This window comes from Microvirga sp. GN3, from assembly GCF_055792825.1.
This window is the reverse complement of sequence record NZ_JBVVAK010000016.1, coordinates 61,513-82,921: the sequence shown is the minus strand read 5'-3', so window position 1 is coordinate 82,921 and position 21,409 is coordinate 61,513. Positions and strand designations below refer to the sequence as shown.

The window sequence follows — 21,409 nt, the reverse complement described above, 5'->3', positions numbered from 1 at the left end:
CTTTTTTTAACACATCGCGCTCCATGCGCGTGCGATCGAGTTCACGGCGCAGACGGGCAATCTCCGCCGCCTGATCAGCCGGAGAGGCCAGAGGCGCGGAGCCGGCCTTCGCGACGTTCGAACCAGCCCGTGATCGAGGAGGGCCGCCATTCACAACCGCCCGCCAGTTGCGCAGCATCGAAGGGGAGATCCCCAACTCGGTTGCGATCTGCATCAAGGGGCGACCGCTGCTCTCCAAAAGGGCAACAGCCTCTCGCTTGAACTCCGGGGTGAAGTCTCGCCTCGTCTTCGTCATCGAACACCCTCCCGCTCCCTCAGGAGCTTAGCAAAGGTGTCCACCAATGCGAGGGAGGATCACTCCAAACGTCAGGTGGTGCGCCTGCTCACCACGGATCTGGATCTGTTCGAGCAGGAAGACCACGCAATCCTGAAGGCGGGCCTTGTCTCTTCCCCTTACATCACCGTTGACGATACCGGCGCGCGGCATGCGCGCCGTCCCGGTGTCACCACGCAGATTGGCGGCGAGCGCTTTACGGTCTTCCGCACCGGCCGGTCGAAATCACGCCTGAACTTCCTGTCTCTACTGCGGGCCGGCTGTGACGACTATGTCGTCAACGAGGCCGCGCTGAATTACCTGCGGGCGCAGCCGGTCGAGGGCGCCGTGATCGCCCGGCTGGCAACGCATCCGGGCCAGGTGTTCAACTCGCAATTGGAGTGGTGGCAGCATCTCTTGCGGTGTTCGATCAACATCTTCGACCGGCCTCTGCTTCAGCTATTGAACGAAGCCGCCACCTGGGGTGCGCTCCGGCATCACGGGCTAATGGAGAACACCGTCGTGGTCTCCGACGATGCCGGCCAGTTCCGCGTTGCCAAGCATGCTTTGTGCTGGGTTCACGCAGAGCGGCACCTGCAGAAGCTGATGCCCGCCTCGCCCAAGCAGGCCAAGGCAGTGGAGTTGGTCCGTCAGGCGATCTGGTGCTTTTATCGCAGCCTGAAGCTGTGGAAGCAGAGCCCGTCACCAGGAGGTGAGAGGGCCTTCCGGCGGCAGTTCGACCGGATCTTTGGCCAACGCACGGGATACAAGGACCTCGACGCCTTGCTGGCCCGCCTGGCGCGGCGCAAGGACGAGTTGCTGCGGGTGCTCGAGCGGCCGGAGATCCCGCTGCACACCAATGCGTCCGAGAACGACCTGCGCGCCTGGGTGATCAAGCGCAAGATCTCCGGCAGCACGATGAGTGCGGAGGGCCGCGTAGCCCGCGACGTGATGCTGGGGCTTTCAAAGACCTGCCGCAAGCTCGGGCTGTCGTTCTTCGCCTATCTCGGGGATCGGCTCGGGCTGAACCCGGATCAGCCGAGGATCCCGCCGCTTGCCAACCTCGTCGCCCGAGCAGCTTGAGGCCCGCCGCCCCCAATCTGCCCAGCTTACGCTTTAGGGAGCGGGGTAGGGGACTTTGACGAGGAGCGGCTGATCCCCCGCACCTACGCCCTGCCGGAGTTGCCGTGGGAGACAATTGCCGGACGGCTCGAGCCGATCACCATCAGCATCCTGCGCTTCGATGCCCGCCTGGAGGCCTCCGGGCTCGCCGCCGGCTGGCAGTCTCGCTGTGACATGACCGAAGCCGTGCGCGCACTACTGCTCAACGGCACCTGACCGACGTCAGTGTCTTCGACGACACTCTCGTCAGCTCGATCAGGTTCCATGCCGGAGCGTTGGGCTCTTCCCATCGCGCCCTGCCCAGCCAAGCCGGGCATGATGTGTATTTCCTCGCCAGGATCTGCCTGACCGCGATGATCTTCACGCCGTGCCGCAACGGCACCACTCAAAACAATGCGAAATATGCTGCGCGGGACGACATTGCGCCGGCACCAGTGTCCTGCTACACGCTCTCGTCGCGCACAGCCCGCTGAATTCCAATCGGCAGCCCATTGTGGGAGATGCCTCCAAAGCAGAGGAGAGGGGCTCATGAGCTTCAAGTGCACCGTTCCGGCCGTTCCAACTGTCCAGCAGGATGATGCCGACGTGCGGATTACGCGGTGGGATTTCGCTCCCGGCGCGGTGACGGGATGGCACCGTCACGAATGGCCTTATCTCGTGGTGATGCTGGTCGACGGCCCCCTTCGCATCCACAACGGCGAGAATGCCACCGACGTGCCGCTCGTGGCTGGGCAGGCCTATTCCCGCAAGTCCGGGATTGAGCACGACGTCATGAACGGTTCCGACCATCCGATCGCGTTCATCGAGATCGAAATCAAGCGACCAGAAGCCTTCTCGATTCAGGCGTGAGATGTTTCATGCCGACGCGCGGCGGCAGACGCCAGGGGTCGTCGGTGCGAGAAGAGGCGCTAGGATCGCCCACTCCGCCTTCGACTGAACATAGATCAGCCGGAGATCCCGCCCCTCGCCGTCCTTGTTGCCCAAGCAGCCTGAAGCCTGCCCCCTAATCTGCCCTTTCAATTACCCACAAGCCTCGTGCCGAGAGTTGCGCCGAGTCCGATATTGGTGAGGCGCGAGAGGCCGCGCCACAGGACCATGTTGCCGGGCGGCGGATCATGGGCGCGGTCGAGGTAGCCGCCGAGCCGGGCAATCTTGGTCAGATAGTGGGAAAGCGTTGGCGCCGGTGACGGCGTCTTGGCCTTGACCAGCTGATCGAGCAGGCGGATCTCGAGCGGGGTGAAGACCAGGCGTGGTGAGGCTTGGGGTGCCGTCCGGTTGAGCATCGTCAGCCAGAACACCCGCCACGCCAGGATGCAGAACAGCGCCAGCAGATTGACCAGCCGCTCGGCCGACCGGAGCTTCGCCTCCTCAGCGCGGCAGCCTGATTTCAGGATCTTGTGGAACAGCTCGATCTTCCAGCGCAGGGCGTACCAGCCGATCTTCTCGATCGCCTCATCGACGCCCGTGTGTGCCGCTTGAGCACGCTCGTGCCCTTGAAGGTGGCGCGCGTCCAGAACTTGATCGCACACAGCCCCAGCGGCAGCCCGTCCGGGGTGACGCCAAGGCTTGCGTGCATCAGAAGGCCACAAACGGTATAGAGCTGGCGCCGATCATAACTGGGGCTGCGGCAGGGATATTGCCCGGTCATGCCGACCGGCTCGGGCCGGACACGGTGATAGGTGAACTCGGTGGTGTCGTGGAGGATGAGGATCGGCCACTTCGCGGCCACGCGGCTGGCGGTTGCCGCGAAGTGGCCGGCCAGGATCTCAGCCTCGCTGACCCGATCGTTGTCAAAGAAGCGATAAGCGGCCTTGGTGGCGGCCCAGTCCTGGCAGGCCAGCGGTAGACTCGCCCCCATCGCCCCGCCGAGCTGCTCCAAGAGCCGCCGCAGCCGCTGGCCCAGCCGTGCGTCGGCGAAGGTCGATCCGGCAAGTTCCTCATCGAGCCACGAGGCGCCTTCGAGCATCGGATCCATGGCAGCACTCCATCCGAATGGGTGCCCGACAAGGAATCACGCCCGAGTCATGTCGCGCAAGCTGAAGCAGCTCTGGCTCCCGAGATGTGGGTAATTGAAAGCAAAATGCCCCGCTTACGCTTTCGGGGGCAGGGGAGGCGACTTCAATGAGGAACGGCTTACTCCCCAAACCTTTGAGTTGCCGGAACTGCCGTGGGAGCAGATTGCTGGCCGGCTTGAGCCGATCACGATCGCGATCCTGCGCTTCGATGCCCGGCTGGACGCCTCCGGCCTAGCTGCCGGCTGGCAGTCTCGCTGCGACATGATCGAAGCCGTGCGGGCGCTCCTCCTCAACGGGCAGTTGGTCGATGTCGGTGATCTCGTCCTGCACGATGCCGGCATGGACGTGCGCCATCCCAGCCACGAGCTCACCCGGGCCGCGGCCCTGCGGACCCGGCGCACCGCCCTGACCCGCAAGGCACCCTGGCCGCTGTCGATTGATGGGCTATCCGCCCTGCGCGGCATCGGCAGCGCGGCCGAGCAGGGCGGCTGTCAGGGCAAAGGGTCGCAAGAAGCCTGATCCGGAGGATGACGAGGCCTACCCGCCCTATGCCAATGATGCGGACCCCTGGAAGGCACACTTTGCCGAGATCGACACCCTCCTCGAGCGCACCAGTCCTAATTAGCTGATTCGAGGGGAGGAGATCGCCGCTGGTGCGAGCGTAGGCAGTTCACGCCCCGGCGAGCCTGCCGCCTTGCCCCAGCCCTTGAGCTAGAGACCGGTCTGCGAGCCGCATGCAACAGGCACAAATTACAATTCTAACGCCTGTTTCCATCGTACAGGGTGGGTTAATGCCGAAATACGGCTCATCCAGTCAAGTATGGTATCATTATCGGTTGAAACTGGAGGGCGATTATGACTGGCACTCGTGCGGGCGCGATTAGGCGGGGGGGGGGGGGGAGAACTATCTCGATAGCGGCAAATCCCTGCAGGATCTACAGCGCCGAGTCGCGATACCGTCAGCCAGTCAAGATAGCGAGGCTAGACCGTTTCTCCACCGGTACGTTGCGAACGAGATGGCGGACTCACTCAAAAAACTAAGCTATGAGTGCGAGGTACACCCCAATCCAGTTGGTGACTACGGGCCTTTCCTTATCGCGCGGCGAACCGAAGATTTCAGCCGGCCGACCGTCCTTACTTACGGCCATGGCGACGTAGTACAGGGACACGAGGGCCAGTGGCGGGACGGCCTCGGCCCTTGGGAGGTGGTAGTCGAGGGCGACCGCATTTATGGTCGAGGCACTGCGGACAACAAAGGGCAGCACACTATAAACACCGCCGCGTTGGAGTGTATCTTGGCCGAGCGGGGTTCGCTCGGCTTCAACTCCACCGTTCTGATCGACATGGGAGAAGAAGTTGATTCGCCTGGGCTCGCCGAGTTTTGTGCCGCCAACAAGCAGAAGCTCAAGGCCGATGTGCTAATCGGTTCAGATGGTCCGCGTATCGATCGTAGACGACCGGCGATTTTCGGAGGCACTCGCGGTGTGATGAACTTCAATCTCAGGATCGACCGGCGCGAACGTCCGTATCATTCGGGGGTTTGGGGTGGTCTGCTCGCCAATCCGGGCATTATCCTGGCACATGCGCTGTCGACCATCACTGACGGTCGAGGCCAAATCCTGACTCCCGAGTGGCGCCCTCAGAGCTTGACGAAACCGGTGCGTGAAGCGCTTGCCCGAATTCAGATAGGGGGTGGCGAGAACGCGACCAAAATTGACGCCGATTGGGGAGAGAAAATGCTCACGCCGGCCGAGCGAGTGTACGGTTGGAATAGCTTTGAGGTGCTTGCGTTCAAGACAGGCAACCCTGACCGGCCGGACGACGCAATCCCCCCGATGGCGATTGCGTACTGCGGACTACGATTCGTTATCGGGACTGATGCGGACGACATCATTCCTGCATTGAGGCGGCATCTGGACAAACACGGCTTCGTTGATGTCGAAGTAGTCGCGGCGCGCGAGGACGGCGCATACATCCGAGCCACCCGGTTGGATCCCGATAACCCTTGGGCGAAGTTCGCAGCAGCCTCGATTGAAGCTACAACCGGGCAAAAGCCAGACATGCTTCCCAATCTCGGAGCGTCGCTAGCGAATGACGTATTCACAGATATTTTGGGAATGCCGACAGTGTGGGTGCCGCACTCCTATGCTGACTGCGCCCAGCACGCTCCGAACGAACATATGCTCATGCCTATTGTGAGGGAAGGCATGCAGTTGATGACAGGGCTGTTCTGGGCTATCGGCGCGCATGGACACCCCGGCGCCTAGCCAACCGAATTTTCGTTGCTCCGCTTAGGTTGAGCCTCGCTGCCCTGGTGGAGCGAACAGGCTGAAACCCAAGGGAAGGGCGAGGCTGCGCTCGATCCCAGGCTGCTGTTACGCGACGCGGCTGGCCAGAAACAACCTATGGTTATTTCTGGAGGAGGCTTCAACTCTGTCTTTGACCTGAGACAGTTGGGAAATCACGACCATACAATCTTCAAAGGTGCTTCGAGGAGGATTTCCACATCAGGCCTTGACGAGCAAATGACTGATTCGACGGAGCCTTCTTTGCATTTGGAACTGAACGCGACATCGCTCTGTAGAGAAACCGCGGCTGGAAATTCCAACCGAGTCGCATCGCTGCCAACGTGCGACTTCCCGTACTTCTACGCAGGATTCCGTCACAGATCTACAAAGATGAGTGGAAAATTGGCTCTAAACATGTGGAAAAATCATAGAGCAGGCATCGTTACGCGGCACATCTTGGGTACACCGATCAGCGTGCCGACAGAGGATTAGAATGGCGCAGTATCGAGCAAAGTTCAGTAGCGAGATATCCCCCTTCATTGGGAATGCGGCAAGTGCCTTAGGCGGACCAGTCGCGCGACGTGCGCGAGCGGCAAAGAGTTTGTCACGCTCAGATTAGGTGAATGTATGCGTCAGTCTCCGGTCGGTGGCGAGCCTGCCAGTCGTCCTGTGATGCAGTTCGCCCGCGAGATCTCGGTTCTAATTGTCGTTTTCGAGAGTGGCCGGATCATCGAGCAAGGCCCGCCGGAACAGATCTTCCTCGCATCGCAGAACGGGCGTACGCGCTCGCTCCTACAATCCGTTTTAAGTCATTGAAAGACGGTTTCGCCTCGCTACTCCGATGACGTAGCTACAACAGAGTGTAATTTCGGGAGCATGAACATGCCTATAACCAAGGGACCTCAAGCGTTTCCACGTAGTGAGTATCTGCGCCGTCTAGCAGCAGTGAAAGCCGAGATGGCGCGGCGCGAGGTAGATGCGCTCATTGTCACCAGTTGGCCCAACATCACGTATCTTACGGGTAATTTGACCCGAATGTTCTCTCGGCACGCGCTTGTAGTCTCGGCTCGCGAAGAAGAGCCAACACTGCTTGTGCGCGGCATGGATGTGCCGGGATGTGTCCATCAAAATTTTTGTCGATCGAGAGAAAGTCTTTGGCTACTCAGACGACTACGTCGGGCGTCCGGATAAGAACGGCTACGATGCCGTAATCGACTTTATTCACGAAATGGGACTTGCCAACGGCGGCATCGGTATTGAGTTCGGTGGTGGCAGCATGGGAGGCGGCGGGTCGCTGTCCGCGTCTAATGCCGACAAATTCCGGTTGCGGCTTTCGAGCGCTCGGATCGTTGACTGCAGCAAACTCGTTGATTGGCTGCGGCTTTCAAAGTCGGACCTTGAAATTGAGGTCATGCGCGAGGCTGCGGGCATCGCCGACGCGGCGATCATGCAGGCCGCTGAGTTGATCCGCCCCGGCCTCCACGAAGCGGACTTAGCTGCGGAAATCGTAGCCGCGCAGGTCCGCGGTGCGCCCGGCGGCAAGCGCGCCTCAGGAATGATGCCTCCGCTCATTTGCTCCTCGCCGCGCACTGGCACTTGCCACATTTTGTGGAGCGACGATGTCCTGCGTAACGATTCTCAAATCAACATTGAACTGAGCGGCAACCGGCATGGCTACGTTGCGGCGATCATGCGGACTTTCTCCATCGGCCCGGCCTCAGACCGCTTACGCCGACTACATGACGCGGAAGTCGCAGGCCTCGAAGCCGGGCTTGAGGCAGTTCGCCCTGGACGTACTTGCGGCGATATCTCTAGGGCCTTCTACAAGACCATTGAGAAGATGGGCTTCAAGAAGGAGTCACGCTGCGGATATGCGATTGGAATCGATTGGGTGGAACTCACGGCGAGTCTTCAGAACGGCGATACGACAGAGCTGAAACCCAATATGACATTCCACCTGATGCTGGGGAACTGGCTGGACGAGGACTTCGGCTACGTCATCAGCGAGACCTTCCGAGTGACAGACACTGGCTCGGAAGCGCTGACGAAGGCACCTCGGAAGCTTTTTGAACTCTGATTGCAACGGCAAGGACATCACATATGACAGGCTCTCTAGGAGTTTTGAGGACTGAGCGGGGATTGCCTCCAGGATCCCCGCCTTGGATGCTCCCGCCGGGTTACTTGCTGAATCCTAAAACATTCGATTTTCCTGTCATAGAGGAAACTGTCGAGGGGGGCTGGGTCGATCGCGTGTTCCGTGGCGACCCCGCGCTCAAGGCCCCTCTCATCGCAGCGGCGCAACGCCTCGTGGACCGCGGCGCTGTCGCGATCAGCTCATCGTGCGGATTCTTCATGCGCTATCAGTCCGCGGTAGCGGCAGCCGTTCCCGTGCCTGTTGCCACGTCAAGTCTACTCCTTCTTCCTACGTTGCTTCGCCAGATTCCGCCAAATGTGAAGCTGGCGGTTCTCGTCGCGGACGCAACCAGCTTCTCCGAGGAAATGCTGGGGATCGACGATCCTCAGCAACGAGCGCGGATTGTAATCGGCGGAGTTGAAGATGGTATTTTGGTACGAAACGAGTTGATCAAGCCACCGCCTGTAACCGAACTCGAGGACATTGAGGCCGACGTTGCCGAATGCGTCACTCGTGTGCGCGGACGGCATCCCGACATTGGCGCGATCCTGTTTGAGTGCTCCGCCTTTCCTTGTGTGACTCCACAGATTCGCAAGATGACAGGGTTGCCGATTTACGACCTTACAACTCTATGCCGCATGGTCATGTCATCGGTGAGCTGAGTAGCGCTGATCCAAACGGGACGGAACGAACTATGGTTGGAGTGACTTTCACCCTGGCGAGATTCATATCAACCCTTTCGTTGGAAGATATTCCCGAAGAGGTCTAGCAGGATGCGCGTCGCTTCATCCTCGACATTCTCGGCTGCGCTATCGCTGGCTCTCGCAGCGACTTGGGAGCGTCCATCGCTTCCGCCGCTGGCCTGCTTGGACACGGGACGGAGGCGACGGTTGCAGGGAGCGGAAGGCTGTTCTCACAGGCTGGAGCCAGTTACGGGAACGGACGGCTGGCGAATTGCCTTGATCTGGATGACACCTATCCGGGAGGCCCAGTACCAGGAGTGCATTTTGGGGCCAGCGTCTTCGGCGCAGCGCTGGCGACCTGCGAAGCAAGGGGGGTTACGATGCGGGAGCTCCTGCTGGCTATCATCTGCGGGTATGAGACCGCGGGGCGCATCTGCGATATCGGCACCCAAGTCGAGATCGTTGACGGCAAAGCCGTCTCCATGCCAGAGGTATGGGGAGCGACGCTCGCACCCACAGTTGGAGCTGCCGCAGCAGTAGGGCGCCAATATAATCAGGGAGCCGCCGAGCTCGAGCAGATTTTTGGGCTCTCCGCTTCGAACGCGGCAACGCCAACCGGCCCTCCTTGCGGTTTGTAGGGCATTGGAGAACGCTTTCGGCGTCTGGTAGCCCAAGGAAGAATGGGGCCTCGCCGTGTTGTAGTCCTCAACCCAAGCCGAGATCAGCTCGCGGGCATGATCCATGCCCGAAGAAGAGACTCTCGTTCAACAGCTCATCGCGCATGCGACCGTTGAACGACTCGATATAGCCGTTCTGCATCGGCTTGCCCGGCGCGATGTAGTGCCATTCGATCCGGTGCTCGGCGCACCAGGCCAGAATGGCATGCGAGGTCAGTTCCGTGCCGTTATCAGACACAATCATCCCGCGCTTGCCACGCTGTTTAATCAACACCGTTAGCTCCCGGGCGACGCGCTTGCCTGAGATCGAGGTGTCGGGGATTGCCGCGAGACATTCCCTTGCCATATCATCGACGATGTTCAGGATGCGGAAGCGTCGGCCACTGGCAAACTGGTCATGGACAAAGTCCAGCGACCAGCGCGCATTGGCCTTCGCCTCGACCAGGATCGGCGCCCGTGTGCCCACCGCCCGCCGACGGGCCTGGCGCTTGCGGACGCTCAGGCCCTCCTCCGGGTAGAGGCGGTAGACCCGGTTCAGGCCCACGGTCTCGCCTTCGCGTCGAAGCAACACGAACAGCCGCCGGTAGCTAAAACGACGCCGCTCCTGCGCCAGCGCGCGCAGGCGACAGCGCAAGGCGGCATCATCCGGCCGGCATAAGCGGTATCGGATCGTGCTCCGGTCGGCGCCGATCAGGGAACAGGCTCGCCGCTCCGACAGGCCGAAACGAGCCTGCAGGTGCACGACGGCTTCGCGCTTGGCGGCGGGCCCTACCACCTTTTTGAAAGCAGATCGCGCAGAGCCGAGGCATCCAGCATCGCCTCGGCCAACAGCTTCTTCAGTGTGGCGTTCTCGTCCTCGAGCGCCTTGAGGCGCTTGGCGTCCGAGACCTCCAGGCCGCCGTATTTGGCTTTCCAGTTGTAGAGGGTGGCTTCCAACATGCCGTGCTCGCGGCACATGTCGGCTGCCTTCGCCCCAGCCTCCTGCTCACGCAGGATCCCGATGATCTGTACTTCCGTAAACCGTGAACGCTTCATAGTCCGTCCTTATGATGGGCCGGACTCTACCTCCACATCGCCGAAATTCTCAGGGGCAGGTCAACTGCTGCGGGGTCTGCCAAGCCTCCAGAGTGGACAGCCGACGCTCTGTGTCCGAGCGCTGCAGGTCAGCCCTCCAACTGCGAATGAAGGGGCAGCATCGAATTCGCCAGCAGTATCCAAAGCGAGGGAGGATCATATGGCGGATTCGAACGGTCGTCGCAACACCCTGAAGGAGGAGGTTGCGATGAGCATTCGAAAGCGTCGGTCGGATCGATCTGGACGAGCGCCATTGCCGTCACCGGGCCGGCCACCTGTGGCGGGACGCAATGAACGCAGGCAGTTCTGGTTAGCGATCGCAGCGGGACTGAGCAGCGAGGATGGTGCGGTCGCGGCAGGCGTGGCACAACCTGTAGAGACCAAATGGTTCCGACAGGCAGGCGGCGAGATTACATCAACAACTTCGTCAACCGAACAGGGGGAAAGTAAAGCCAGCAGGAGGCCACACAGCAACCTTCAGCTGAACCTTTTGGCCTTGTCTACCACATTCTCTAGTGGCTTTCCGCTGGCCCAAAGTTCCAGATTCCCCAGGAACTGTCCAACGGCGCGTTCCTCCCAGCCATACAAATCGGCTGACATATGAGGCGAGACGAATACCTGATCCATTGTCCAGAACGGGTGGTGCTCCGGAAGCGGCTCGACAGCAAAGACATCCAGTGCAGCGCTTCCGACCTGACCGTCTTCCAGGGCCTTGATCAGGGCGCTCTCATCCACTAGGCCGCCGCGGCCGATATTAATCAGGGATGAGCCCCGCTTCATCTGTGCAAAATGCGGTTCGCTCATGAACCCCGCGGTCTCAGCTGTCAGGGGCATAGCCAGTACGACCGTGTCGGCTTTCGGTAGAAGATCCTTTAACTCATCAGTGGAATGGATGCGACCGAAAACGGGATCATTTGCGACCGCCCGCCGCCCGACGGGAATGACTTTCACGCCGACGGCCGTCAACATCATGAAGATCTCGCGGCCAATTGCACCCGGCCCGATTAGAACCGCGACCTGATCCCGGAGAGCATGGGTTGGCCGCCAGTTCCATGTCTTGGTGCGCTGAAAGTCTAACGTTCTCCGAAAATCCTTTGTGATCATCAGCATCATCCCAAGAACGTACTCCGCAATGGGATGTTCGAATACGCCGCGCGTGTTGGTGACAACAACAGCCGAAGAAAGCACGTCTCTCGATACGACAGTGTTGACACCAATTCCGGGAACGTGGATCCACTCAAGCTTGGGCGGCAGGGGATTGTTGCGTATTATCGCATTGTGGATGTCCCAAAGCAACAAACCTTCTGCATTTCGAAGTTCCTGCTTTGCCTTCTCGCAATTATTTGTGATAACAACGTCGGCAAACCTACTGGCCTTCTCAATGGAACTCGGAGGAGTAGAGCCTTTCGGTGCTATGATGACCAGTTTTTTCTTAGGCATGTGGATACCTGCTACTTAGAGAATCGCGCATGTCCCGTTGCCATGGGAAGCGTGTTCTATGGGGAACACAAGTGAATGAAGTCGAGCTTGCAGCTACAAGGCCTCAGTTCGCATAGTCTGAACCTTGGGCACTAAGGACACGTTTGACAGCATCGAAGTACAGGTTGATCTCGGTCTTTAATTCCTGCTTTGAGCTTTGCAAAAGGTTCCGCGATCTGGAGAGAACCACGTCGGCAATCATTCGGCGCTTCCCTGCCGCCATCGCGATCATCTGGGTCATCGCCGCCCGCTCGAGAAAGTAAAGCCTGTGATAGGCTTCGGCGACGGTCTCGCCGGTGGTAACAACGCCGTGGTTAGCGAGCATCAGGATCTGCTTGTCCCCAAGCACATCCGCCATCCTCTCACCTTCCTCCTGGGTGTCCGCCAAACCATTGTAATCATAATCGTATGCGACCAGGTCGTGCAGAACCATCCCGTTCTGGCTGGACGGTTCCAGCGTCATGTCCTCCAGCTGCGACAACGCGGTCGCATAAGGCATATGGGTGTGAAGCACACAGGCAATTCCCCGCCGGTGCATGGGCGCGTGAATGCTGACCGCAGAGAGGTTGGCGCTGCCGTTACCCGCGACGACTTGGCCATCGAGAGTGACTTCAATGAGGTTCGATGCCGTCACTTCTGACCAATGCAGCCCAAACGCGTTCAGATAAAAGCGATCGCGATGCCCCGGCACGGTCAGCGTGAAGTGATTGTCGATGCCTTCGATAAACCCGTCGTTGACCGCCTGACGGTGCGCTGCAGCCAAGTCGATGCGTGCATTCATCCGCTGGTCGTGATCGTAGTTTGAATACATTTGAGTAGTCTCAGACATATCATGCCCTATATTCGGTTGTGAAATTTCGCCCAACATTTAGGCGTTGTGATCGACTGTACCATTCTCCAGGTAGGCTGCTGAGTAAGGCAGCCCTGCTGAACGGTGTGACTTGCCATTCTCAGGTAGGATCGCGGCATCGATACAGGGGCTCTTGTGAAGTTCCATGGAACATTCATCGATGGCCGCCGAGGGAATTCCGTAGGCAATATGTTTGCGGGTCGGTGGGATAGCTATGTATCCAGCTCTATCTCTTTCTGCATAAACGCCTTTGACGGAAGACCACCTATTTGCTCGCCGCTGAGCGGCCATAGCGGTGGCGAAATCTAACGCTCGGCCACGCTGCAGCATGTAGGCTGCAGTCGATGGGTGTTCCGTTAAGACACGCACTTCAAGGCCTCTGCGAGGATCGACACGATATCGTCGATGTGAGGCCTCTCAATTACGAGAGGCGGTGAAAACGCAACAATGTCGCCGGTTACACGAATGAGGAGGCCTCTATTGAAGCAGTTGACAAACACGTCGTATGCACGCGTGCCCGGCGCATCGGGTCGGCTTGCGAGCTCGATTCCGGCGATAAGACCGATATTCCGGACATCCACGACGTGTGGCAGGCCTCGCAACGAGTGCATCGCTTCCTGCCAGTAGTCTTGCATGGCGGCGCCTGCCGTGAATAATTCCTCTTTTTGATAGATGGACAGAGTGGCTAGGCCCGCCGCACAAGCCGCCGGGTGACCGGAGTAAGTATAGCCGTGGAAAAACTCGATCTGCCCTGGCGGTCCCTGCAACACGGCATCATGGATCTTACGTTTCGCGAATACGGCTCCCATCGGGATGGATCCGTTCGTCAAGCCTTTTGCCGTAGTGACTAGGTCCGGCACGACACCGAAGTAGTCAACCGCAAAAGGCTTTCCGAGCCGGCCGAAGCCTGTGATAACTTCATCAAAAATCAACAGGATGCCATGGCGGTCACAAATCTCTCTCAGACGTTGCAGGTAGCCCTTTGGTGGCACGAGCACTCCGGTCGATCCCGCAACTGGCTCAACGATGAGGGCTGCGATCGTTTCCGCTCCATGCAGAGAAACAAGACGCTCCAGATCGTCGGCTAACTCGACGCCGTGCTCGGGTTGCCCTTTCGCGTAGAGATTGCGCTCAGGATCATGCGTATGCCTTATGTGATCGGCTCCGGGCAGAAGCGGAAAGACACGCCGGTTGTTTACAATTCCGCCGACGCTCAGGCCTCCGAATCCTACGCCGTGATATCCTCGCTCCCGACCAATTAATCTTGTTCTGGTTCCCTGGCCAACAGCGCGCTGGTACGCGATTGCGATCTTCAGAGCCGTATCGACAGCCTCCGAACCCGAGCCTGCGAAAAAGATCCTGTCGAGTCCGGCTTCGGGACCTCCGGGTGCGTTGATCGACAGCTGTTCCGCAAACTGAAACGCCAGCGGATGCCCCATTTGGAAGGATGGGGCGTAGTCAAGAGTGGCCAGCTGCTGACTCACTGCATCAGCGATCTCCCGCCGGCCGTGTCCGGCGTTCACGCACCAAAGTCCGGCCGTACTGTCTAGGATCTTCCGGTCATCCTCAGTGCGATAATACATTCCGGCGGAGCTCACGAGCATGCGCGGATCCGCTTTGAACTGCCTGTTTGCAGTGAAAGGCATCCAGAAGCTGTCAAGCGAGTAGGTGTTTGATTCTTGGGGAGCGGACATGATCCTCGTTCCTTTTTTTTATCATGTTTGTTAGGCTCAAACTCAGCAAGTCCTTTTCTGTGATCCGCTAAGTTGTTGATTTCAAATGAGCGTCGTCTATAGTGTTGCCTCAAGCGCAACGTTCCAAACACTCTGGAGGATCAACCATGGACGATGTCGGGGCGCGGCTGAGATATATCCGTCAACTGCACAAGCTTTCTCAGAGGGAATTGGCAAAGCGAGTCGGAATACAGAACTCGACGATCTCATTGATTGAGTCCAACCAGAGCAACCCCTCGGTTAGCTTGCTAAAGCGCATTCTCGACGGGATCCCCGTTCGTATGGCGGACTTTTTCGCATTTGAGCCTGAGAATGAAGGCAAGATATTCTATAGCGCAGATGAGTTGCTGGAGATCGGGAACAGGAAGATCTCCTTTCGGCAGGTTGGCGAAAACCTCTTCGGCCGCTCGCTTCAAATACTGAAGGAAAGGTATGAGCCTGGTACGGAAACCGGCAAGTTTCCGATCACACATAAGGGTGAAGAGGGTGGTATCATCCTCTCTGGACGGCTTGAGGTGACGGTGGAGGGCCAACGCAAGATCTTGGGACCTGGCGATGCATACTACTTCGAGAGTTGGCGGCCTCACAAATTTCGCTGTATCGGCCCGGCTCCATGCGAACTCATCAGTGCTTGCACTCCGCCGTCCTTCTGATTTCAGTAGAAAGTAGCCGGACTTGCAAAGATCGACTTTATTGATCAAGTCTGTCTCCGTTCGAGCGTGTCAGGTCGCTCGTGGACTTGCTTCGAAAAACTGGAGAGCCTCTCATGAAGCAGGAGGATTTCCATGCCCCACACGCGCTTTCCGAAGGAGTTTCGGGACGAGGCTGTGCGGCTCGCCCTGACCAGCGGCCGTAGCCGGCGCGAGATTGCTGCGGATCTTGGTATCGGCCTGTCGACCCTGCGCCACTGGCTCGATCGCCGCAGCGAGCGTGAGATCGACGATCCGCCCGAAGAGCGTCAGGAGGACATGGCGACAGAGCTGAAGCGGCTGCGGCGCGAGAACGAGATCCTGCGCCAGGAGCGGGAGATCCTCAAACGGGCAACAGCTTTTTTCGCCAAGGAGGGAAGTCGATGAAGTTCAAGTTCATCGATGCGGCGAAAGAGAGCTTCCCCGTCATGCGTCTGTGCCAAGTCCTCAATGTCAGCCCCAGCGGCTACTTCGCCTGGCGATCTCGTCCAGCCTGCCCGCGCCAGCGCGAGGACCTGGTGCTGCTGGCTCATATCCGATCAGCCTTCACCCTCTCGAACGAGACCTATGGCAGCCCGCGCATGACCCGCGAGTTGCAGGATGAGGGCCTGAAGGTCGGACGCCGCCGCACGGCTCGGCTGATGCGCGAGAACGGCCTCAAAGCCCGGCAGGAGCGGCGCTTCAAGCGCACCACCGACAGTCACCACGCTTTTCCGGTCGCTCCCAACCTGATCGACCAGGACTTCTCGGCCGAGCGCCCGAACCAGAAATGGAACGCGGATCTCTCGTACGTGTGGACAAGAGAGGGCTGGCTCTATCTGGCGATCATCCTCGATCTCTTCGCTCGGCGGGTGGTCGGTTGGGCGGTCAGTGATCGTCTGCATCAGGAACTTGCGTTGGAGGCGCTGCGCAAGGCTCTGGCGATCCGGCAACCGCCCGCAGGGCTGACCCATCACGCGGATAGTAAGTATGCCTAGGCCAGTGTTCCTGGGCGGCCTGACCCTCACAGCGATCGACCGGCTAACATCACTGGTACCGCAAGGCGCCGGAGTGGCCTGACCCACACGCTGATCGACCACGACTCGTGTCTTTCCTCGGACCTGTCGGCCGCCCGGAAGCCTTGCGGTGAGGTTTACCTCACCGCTGCATGTGACCCGAGAAGGGCCTGACGTCCTGTCGCGTTACTGTCCTGTCCAGGCATGCGGTCGTGGTGAACCGTCGATCCGCGCTTGAACCAGGAGGGCCGGTATGGAAGGTGGTCAGGAGAGTGTGTCCCGTCTCATCGTGGGCGGTGTCGACACGCATAAGGATCTTCACGTCGCCGCTGTTGTCGATGAGCACGATCATGTGCTCGCCAGCGAGAGCTTTCCCACAACGCGACATGGATACAAGCAGATGCTCACCTGGATGCGCTCCTTCGGCACCTTGCTGCGCATCGGCATTGAGTCAACCGGAACCTATGGGGCCGGGCTCCTGCGCTATATGCAGAACGCTGGCGTCGAAGTTCTGGAGGTTACAACCCCGGACCAGCATGATCGCCGCCGGCGTGGCAAGAACGACGATCTCGACGCCCAGAACGCCGCGCATGCCGCCTTTGCCGGCATACGGACCGTCACACCCAGAAGCCGGGATGGCATGATCGAATCTCTGCGTGTCCTCAAGGCATGCCGCAAGACAGCGGTGGCGGCGCGGCGCATTGCCTTGCAGATGATCCAGAACACCATCGTCTGCGCGCCGGACGGATTGCGGGAGGCTCTGCGCCGGATGACTCGGATGCAGCTGGTCAGGACCCTGGCCGCGTGGCGGCCTGACCTGACCGATTATCGGAACGTGGAATCCGCCTATCGGATTAGCCTGAAGTCGCTCGCCCGCCGCTATCTCGAGCTGCACGATGAAATCGCTGACTTGGATGCCATGATTGGCGCGATCGTCTATGAGCTCGCTCCCAACCTCGTGGCTCGCAACTCAATCGGTCACGGAGGTGCTGCACAGTTGCTCCTGACGGCCGGGGACAACCCGGAACGCTTGCACTCCGAGGCCGGTTTTGCCGCGCTCTGCGGTGTCAGCCCGGTCCCGGCTTCGTCCGGCAAGACAACCCGTCATCGCCTTAATCGAGGGGGTGACCGGGCTGCCAACAGCGCCCTGCACATCATCGCCATCGGCAGGCTCCGGACTGAGCCGCGAACCAAGGCCTACTTGGCCAAGCGCATGGCTGAGGGCCATTCCAAGCTCGAGGCCATCCGGTGCCTCAAACGCTACATTGCTCGCGAGGTGTTCGCCCTGATCACTCAACGGCGAAAGGAGATCAACCAGGCTCAGATCACCACTTGACATTTAGAAGGGCGTCCGCGGCAGCCCATATTGTTCGATCGAGTATCAGGCCGCGTTGCGGAAACACGGCATCCGGATCTCGATGTCCGGGAAAGGGAACTGTTATGATAATTCTGTGGTCGAAACCTTCTTCAAGACCTTGAAGTCCGAGTTGGTCTGGCGCACCGTCTTCCAGACGCGTGCCGAGGCCAAGAAGGCAATTGGTCATTACATCGACGGCTTCTACAATCCCGTGCGGCGTCACTCGACACTGGACTATGTCAGCCCGGTTCAGTTCGAAAGGCTGGCCGAATCGGTACAAAACCGCTCTCTACAAAATCGAAGCAAGACCAATTAAAGGCTGTTTCGATACGCTTGATCATTCGACCCTGCTATCGATCCTGAGCGAAAAGATCCACGATGGTCGTTTCTTACGACTGATCGGACGCCTGTTCCAAGCTGGCCATTTGGAGGAGTGGCGCTACAACGCCACGCTGAGCGGCAGCCCGCAAGGGGCGATACTCAGCCCAATCCTCTCCAATATCTACTTGGACAGGCTGGATCGTTTTGTCGAAACAATACTCCTCCCTAAGTATAACCGTGGTGACCGACGCAGACTAAACCCGGCATCGGTGCGTATACGTAGTCGAGCGAAACGGCTGAAACAATCGGGTCACTGGAATGAGGCTAACCAACTTCGTCGTCAGATGAAGCAATTGCCCTCCCTTGATCCGATGGACCCGTCCTATCGACGCCTGCGTTACGTACGCTATGCCGACGATTGGCTGCTCGGATTCAGCGGCCCCCGATGCGAGGCCGAGGCGATCAAATCCGAAGTTGGAACATTCCTGCGCGATCAACTCAAGCTGGAACTATCCGAAACCAAGACATTGATCACACATGCACAGTCCCAAGCTGCGCGTTTCCTTGGCTATGACATCCAAGTCCTGCACAACAACCAAAAACGTGATCGACGCGGTCACCGCTCTGTGAATGGTCAGATCGGGTTGCGCGTTCCGGCCAACGTTGTGCGGGAGAAGTGCAAACGATACCTCCGTCATGGCAAACCGATGCACCGCACGGAACTCATCCACGACTCTGTCTTCAGTATCGTGGCTCAGTACCAAAGGGAATATCGGGGCCTAGTGGAATACTATCGGAGGGCATACAACCTGCATCAGCTCAACCGTCTGAAGTGGACGATGGAGCGGTCACTGACCGGGACGCTTGCGCGGAAGTTGCGCACGAGCGTCGCACGGGTTTATCGCCGCTTCGGAGCCACACTTCAGACCGGCCAAGGTCTCTGTGTGGGACTTGAGGTCATGGTTGAACGAGGTGAAGGGATGAGGCCCCTTGTAGCACAGTGGGGCGGTGTTACGCTGGCACGGCATACGAAAGCAGCTCTCGACGATAGCATTCCCTTGCGTATTTGTGGTCCGCGTTCTGATCTCGAACGGCGTCTCTTGGCGAACACTTGTGAGCTTTGTGGCTCTCAGGAGAACATCGAGGTGCACCACGTTCGAGCCCTGAAGGACTTACAGTGTAAGGGACGACGCCCGCCGCCTTTGTGGGTTCAGGTTATGGCGGCACGCCAGCGTAAAACACTGGTGACATGCCGGACGTGCCATACCGACATCCATGCTGGGCGGCCGCTGCGGCGTAGCTTGCCAGCGAATTTGGAGGGCACTGGAGAGCTGGGTGCTCTGAAAGGGTGCGCCGTGCAAAACGGCGAGTCGAATCCCTGTCGGAGACAGGGGAAGCCGGGAGACATGCTTCCGGGTCAACCATCTTACCTGATGGCGAAAGCCTAAAGGGACAAGAGCATGATGGTAAAGCGGGGGCTGGGCGAACATGCCAGACCCAACGCCCCGCAAGGCCCGCGCGATATGGTCAAGGATGCATTTCTTGAACTCTAGTCACCAGCGATGGAAACGCACATCCTGCGCCACGGTATGTAAGGGCGCAGCCGACAGGATAGGACGGTTTCGCTTTCGCCGTTCAAAGCTCCCCCTGTCGAGCGACAACCAACGAGGTTGTTCAAGGGGACGAACGGAGGACCTAAGTCGCGCTATTACTTTCGACTCGTACGAACACGGGATCGCCTTCGGGCCGCGAGGCCCATGGCGACGGAGCGGTCATAGTAGTCCGAGGACGGGAAAACCGGCCACATGGCGAAGGACCGCAGGCGTCTCGACGGCAATAGCTGGGAGGTAGCCGAAATGGCAACAGCCGAAACAGTGATGGCCGTCTACTCTGACCGTGGCAAGAGAGGTCTGCCACTTGAAGGGGTCTATCGGCAATTATTCAACCGAGACCTCTACCTACGCGCCTATGGGCGTATTTACCGTAATGCGGGAGCCATGACTCCCGGTGTCACCGCCGAAACGGTGGACGCCATGTCTCTGGAGAAAATCGACAGGATCATCGGCACTCTGCGCCGTGAAACCTACCGATGGTCTCCGGTGAAGCGGATATATATCCCGAAGAAAAACGGGAAAAAGCGTCCGCTTGGTCTGCCCCCATGGTCCGATAAGCTCGTCCAAGAGGTTATCGGCCTCCTGCTCGATTCCTATTACGAACCACGGTTCAGCGACCGATCTCATGGATTCCGCCGAGGACGCGGATGCCATACCGCATTGCGAGAAATCACTCAGAAATGGCGAGGCGTAAAATGGTTTATAGAGGGTGATATCAAAGGCTGCTACGACAACATTGACCATGATGTCCTGTTGGCGGCGCTATCGGAGAACATCCACGACAACCGATTATTACGCTTCATATCCAACATGCTCAAGGCCGGATATCTGGAAGACTGGCGATATGGCGAGACCCTAAGTGGGACCCCGCAAGGGGGAATAGCCAGTCCCTTGCTTTCCAATATTTACCTCGACAAGTTGGATAAGTTTGTAGAGAAGACCCTGCTCCCGATGTACAACCGGGGCGAACGACGCAGGAACGAACCCGGATACAAGGCCATCCTTCGCGCCGCCCAGAAGGCCGGGGACAATGGGGATCATAAAAAAGCGGCTCGCCTGCGTCAGCAGGCACAGACCATGCCGTCCCGAGACCCTCAAGACCCGGACTTTCGGAGGCTCTGGTATGTCAGGTATGCTGATGATTTCCTGCTAGGGTTCAGTGGGCCACGACACGAAGCAGAGGACATCAAGACTCGCATCGGAGAATTCCTTCGCAATTCGCTGCGACTCGAATTATCCGAGGCCAAAACCTTGATTACGCATGCCAGCGATAACGCGGCACGTTTCCTCGGCTATGACGTTGTCGCCCTTCGAGCAGATGAGCGTCATGACCGACGCGGTCAACGCATCATCAACAGCTTGGTCCGACTGAAGGTGCCCCATGACGTTATCGTGGAGCAATGTCGTCGATATATGCGAAATGGAAAAGCCGCACATCGTCCGGAACGGTTACAAGATGACGACTTCAGCATCGTTAACCAATTCGGAGCCGAATATCGCGGCTTTGTCCAATATTACCTACTGGCGATGAACGCCCATCGGTTATGGAGGGTGCATCATATTATGTGCACTTCATTGCTCGGCACCCTTGCCAACAAACACAAGACGAGGATCGCACCGATCTATCGTCGCCTGCGTGTTCAGGTAAAGGATCGAGGACGCACCGTAACGGCGTTGGTCATCACACGGGAGCGTGGTGAAGGAAAAAGCCCGCTTGTCGCAATGTTCGGCGGCATATCATTGGCATGGATGAAGGAGGTCACGATCCTGAAAGATCGTCCTCCGGTCGTCTTCGGAACCCGAAGCGAAGTTGTCCAACGCCTCCTTACTCAGAAATGCGAGCGCTGTGGCACTGAAGATGGACCGTTCGAAGTCCATCATGTTCGCCGCCTCGCTGATCTGGATCGACCGGGCCGCAGAGAACGACCGACATGGGTCAAACGGATGGCAGCCCGCCGACGTAAGACCTTAGTCGTCTGCGACCGGTGCCATCAGGATATCCACCGAGATCGCTCAGGATGGCGTGAGAGCATGAGACACTGGAAAGCCGGATAAGACCGAAAGAC

19 protein-coding genes and 5 pseudogenes are annotated in these 21,409 nt (G+C 58.8%); 17 read left to right on the top strand and 7 right to left on the bottom strand.

All coding sequences use genetic code 11. The features are described from left to right. A partial coding sequence (locus tag ACS5Q1_RS10715; RefSeq protein ID WP_473098150.1) for a transposase occupies positions 1 to 295 on the bottom strand: 295 nt, incomplete at its 3' end. 36 nt (positions 296 to 331) lie between these two features. Between ACS5Q1_RS10715 and ACS5Q1_RS10710 the strand changes: the two genes are divergently transcribed. The 4 genes from ACS5Q1_RS10710 to ACS5Q1_RS10695 all read left to right on the top strand — a co-directional run bounded on the left by ACS5Q1_RS10710 (position 332) and on the right by ACS5Q1_RS10695 (position 2,284). Continuing rightward, complete coding sequence (locus tag ACS5Q1_RS10710; protein WP_473098149.1) at positions 332 to 1,396, top strand: IS66 family transposase; 1,065 nt, start codon at positions 332 to 334, stop codon at positions 1,394 to 1,396. A 99-nt stretch (positions 1,397 to 1,495) separates the two neighbouring features. After that, on the top strand, positions 1,496 to 1,651 hold the full coding sequence (locus ACS5Q1_RS10705) for a hypothetical protein (RefSeq protein ID WP_473098147.1): 156 nt from the start codon (positions 1,496 to 1,498) through the stop codon (positions 1,649 to 1,651). A gap of 59 nt (positions 1,652 to 1,710) precedes the next feature. Next, positions 1,711 to 1,908: a hypothetical protein gene (locus ACS5Q1_RS10700; RefSeq protein WP_473098146.1), complete on the top strand. Its 198-nt coding sequence runs from the start codon at positions 1,711 to 1,713 to the stop codon at positions 1,906 to 1,908. A gap of 55 nt (positions 1,909 to 1,963) precedes the next feature. Continuing rightward, positions 1,964 to 2,284, top strand: a complete 321-nt coding sequence (locus ACS5Q1_RS10695; protein ID WP_473098145.1) for a cupin domain-containing protein — start codon at positions 1,964 to 1,966, stop codon at positions 2,282 to 2,284. Between the two features lie 167 nt (positions 2,285 to 2,451). Here ACS5Q1_RS10695 and ACS5Q1_RS10690 read toward each other — a convergent pair whose 3' ends face one another. Both ACS5Q1_RS10690 and ACS5Q1_RS10685 read right to left on the bottom strand, forming a co-directional pair. Next, on the bottom strand, positions 2,452 to 2,733 hold the full coding sequence (locus tag ACS5Q1_RS10690; RefSeq protein ID WP_473098144.1) for an IS4 family transposase: 282 nt from the start codon (positions 2,731 to 2,733) through the stop codon (positions 2,452 to 2,454). A gap of 89 nt (positions 2,734 to 2,822) precedes the next feature. Next, positions 2,823 to 3,410 (bottom strand): IS4/Tn5 family transposase DNA-binding protein, encoded by a 588-nt coding sequence (locus ACS5Q1_RS10685; RefSeq protein ID WP_473098143.1) that lies wholly within the window; start codon positions 3,408 to 3,410, stop codon positions 2,823 to 2,825. Between the two features lie 94 nt (positions 3,411 to 3,504). On the opposite strand from ACS5Q1_RS10685, the gene ACS5Q1_RS10680 reads away from it, so the two are divergent. The 6 genes and pseudogenes from ACS5Q1_RS10680 to ACS5Q1_RS10655 all read left to right on the top strand — a co-directional run bounded on the left by ACS5Q1_RS10680 (position 3,505) and on the right by ACS5Q1_RS10655 (position 9,193). Then, on the top strand, positions 3,505 to 3,969 hold the full coding sequence (locus tag ACS5Q1_RS10680; RefSeq protein ID WP_473098142.1) for a hypothetical protein: 465 nt from the start codon (positions 3,505 to 3,507) through the stop codon (positions 3,967 to 3,969). Between the two features lie 392 nt (positions 3,970 to 4,361). Continuing rightward, positions 4,362 to 5,717 (top strand): annotated as a pseudogene (locus ACS5Q1_RS10675) (M20 family metallopeptidase); the annotation flags it as partial. A gap of 897 nt (positions 5,718 to 6,614) precedes the next feature. Further along, complete coding sequence (locus ACS5Q1_RS10670) at positions 6,615 to 6,929, top strand: aminopeptidase P family N-terminal domain-containing protein (RefSeq protein ID WP_473098141.1); 315 nt, start codon at positions 6,615 to 6,617, stop codon at positions 6,927 to 6,929. Further along, complete coding sequence (locus ACS5Q1_RS10665; protein WP_473098140.1) at positions 6,856 to 7,815, top strand: M24 family metallopeptidase; 960 nt, start codon at positions 6,856 to 6,858, stop codon at positions 7,813 to 7,815. Before ACS5Q1_RS10670 ends, ACS5Q1_RS10665 begins: the two co-directional genes overlap by 74 nt. 86 nt (positions 7,816 to 7,901) lie before the next feature. Beyond that, positions 7,902 to 8,534 (top strand): aspartate/glutamate racemase family protein, encoded by a 633-nt coding sequence (locus ACS5Q1_RS10660; RefSeq protein WP_473098139.1) that lies wholly within the window; start codon positions 7,902 to 7,904, stop codon positions 8,532 to 8,534. Positions 8,535 to 8,704: 170 nt separating this feature from the next. Then, entirely contained in the window at positions 8,705 to 9,193 is a 489-nt protein-coding gene (locus ACS5Q1_RS10655; RefSeq protein WP_473098160.1) for an MmgE/PrpD family protein, read from the top strand. Here ACS5Q1_RS10655 and ACS5Q1_RS10650 read toward each other — a convergent pair. Beyond that, a pseudogene (locus ACS5Q1_RS10650) lies at positions 9,191 to 10,267 on the bottom strand (IS3 family transposase); the annotation flags it as partial. The gene ACS5Q1_RS10655 and the pseudogene ACS5Q1_RS10650 overlap by 3 nt on opposite strands. Positions 10,268 to 10,514: 247 nt before the next feature. On the opposite strand from ACS5Q1_RS10650, the pseudogene ACS5Q1_RS10645 reads away from it, so the two are divergent. Then, positions 10,515 to 10,712 (top strand): annotated as a pseudogene (locus ACS5Q1_RS10645) (IS30 family transposase); the annotation flags it as partial. A 71-nt stretch (positions 10,713 to 10,783) separates the two neighbouring features. On the opposite strand, the gene ACS5Q1_RS10640 reads toward ACS5Q1_RS10645, so the two are convergent. The 3 genes from ACS5Q1_RS10640 to aptA form a co-directional block, all read right to left on the bottom strand. After that, a complete protein-coding gene (locus ACS5Q1_RS10640) occupies positions 10,784 to 11,746 on the bottom strand; it encodes a D-2-hydroxyacid dehydrogenase (protein WP_473098138.1) in 963 nt (320 codons plus the stop codon). A 103-nt stretch (positions 11,747 to 11,849) separates the two neighbouring features. Beyond that, a complete protein-coding gene (locus ACS5Q1_RS10635; protein ID WP_473098136.1) occupies positions 11,850 to 12,596 on the bottom strand; it encodes a class II aldolase/adducin family protein in 747 nt (248 codons plus the stop codon). Between the two features lie 395 nt (positions 12,597 to 12,991). Beyond that, positions 12,992 to 14,329 carry an omega-aminotransferase AptA gene (gene aptA / locus ACS5Q1_RS10630; protein WP_473098135.1) on the bottom strand — a complete coding sequence of 446 codons (1,338 nt, stop codon included), beginning with the start codon at positions 14,327 to 14,329 and terminating at the stop codon, positions 12,992 to 12,994. 146 nt (positions 14,330 to 14,475) lie between these two features. Between aptA and ACS5Q1_RS10625 the strand changes: the two genes are divergently transcribed. The 6 genes and pseudogenes from ACS5Q1_RS10625 (at position 14,476) to ACS5Q1_RS10600 (ending at position 21,398) form a co-directional block, all read left to right on the top strand. Next, positions 14,476 to 15,021 (top strand): cupin domain-containing protein, encoded by a 546-nt coding sequence (locus ACS5Q1_RS10625; protein ID WP_473098134.1) that lies wholly within the window; start codon positions 14,476 to 14,478, stop codon positions 15,019 to 15,021. Between the two features lie 132 nt (positions 15,022 to 15,153). Next, positions 15,154 to 16,019, top strand: a pseudogene (locus tag ACS5Q1_RS10620) (IS3 family transposase); the annotation flags it as partial. A gap of 286 nt (positions 16,020 to 16,305) precedes the next feature. Then, complete coding sequence (locus ACS5Q1_RS10615; protein ID WP_473098133.1) at positions 16,306 to 17,388, top strand: IS110 family RNA-guided transposase; 1,083 nt, start codon at positions 16,306 to 16,308, stop codon at positions 17,386 to 17,388. Positions 17,389 to 17,404: 16 nt separating this feature from the next. Then, positions 17,405 to 17,725, top strand: a pseudogene (locus tag ACS5Q1_RS10610) (IS3 family transposase); the annotation flags it as partial. Continuing rightward, positions 17,646 to 19,178 (top strand): HNH endonuclease, encoded by a 1,533-nt coding sequence (locus ACS5Q1_RS10605; RefSeq protein WP_473098132.1) that lies wholly within the window; start codon positions 17,646 to 17,648, stop codon positions 19,176 to 19,178. The pseudogene ACS5Q1_RS10610 and the gene ACS5Q1_RS10605, both read left to right, overlap by 80 nt. A 357-nt stretch (positions 19,179 to 19,535) precedes the next feature. Further along, a complete protein-coding gene (locus ACS5Q1_RS10600) occupies positions 19,536 to 21,398 on the top strand; it encodes a reverse transcriptase/maturase family protein (RefSeq protein WP_473098131.1) in 1,863 nt (620 codons plus the stop codon). The last annotated feature ends 11 nt before the right edge of the window (positions 21,399 to 21,409 follow it).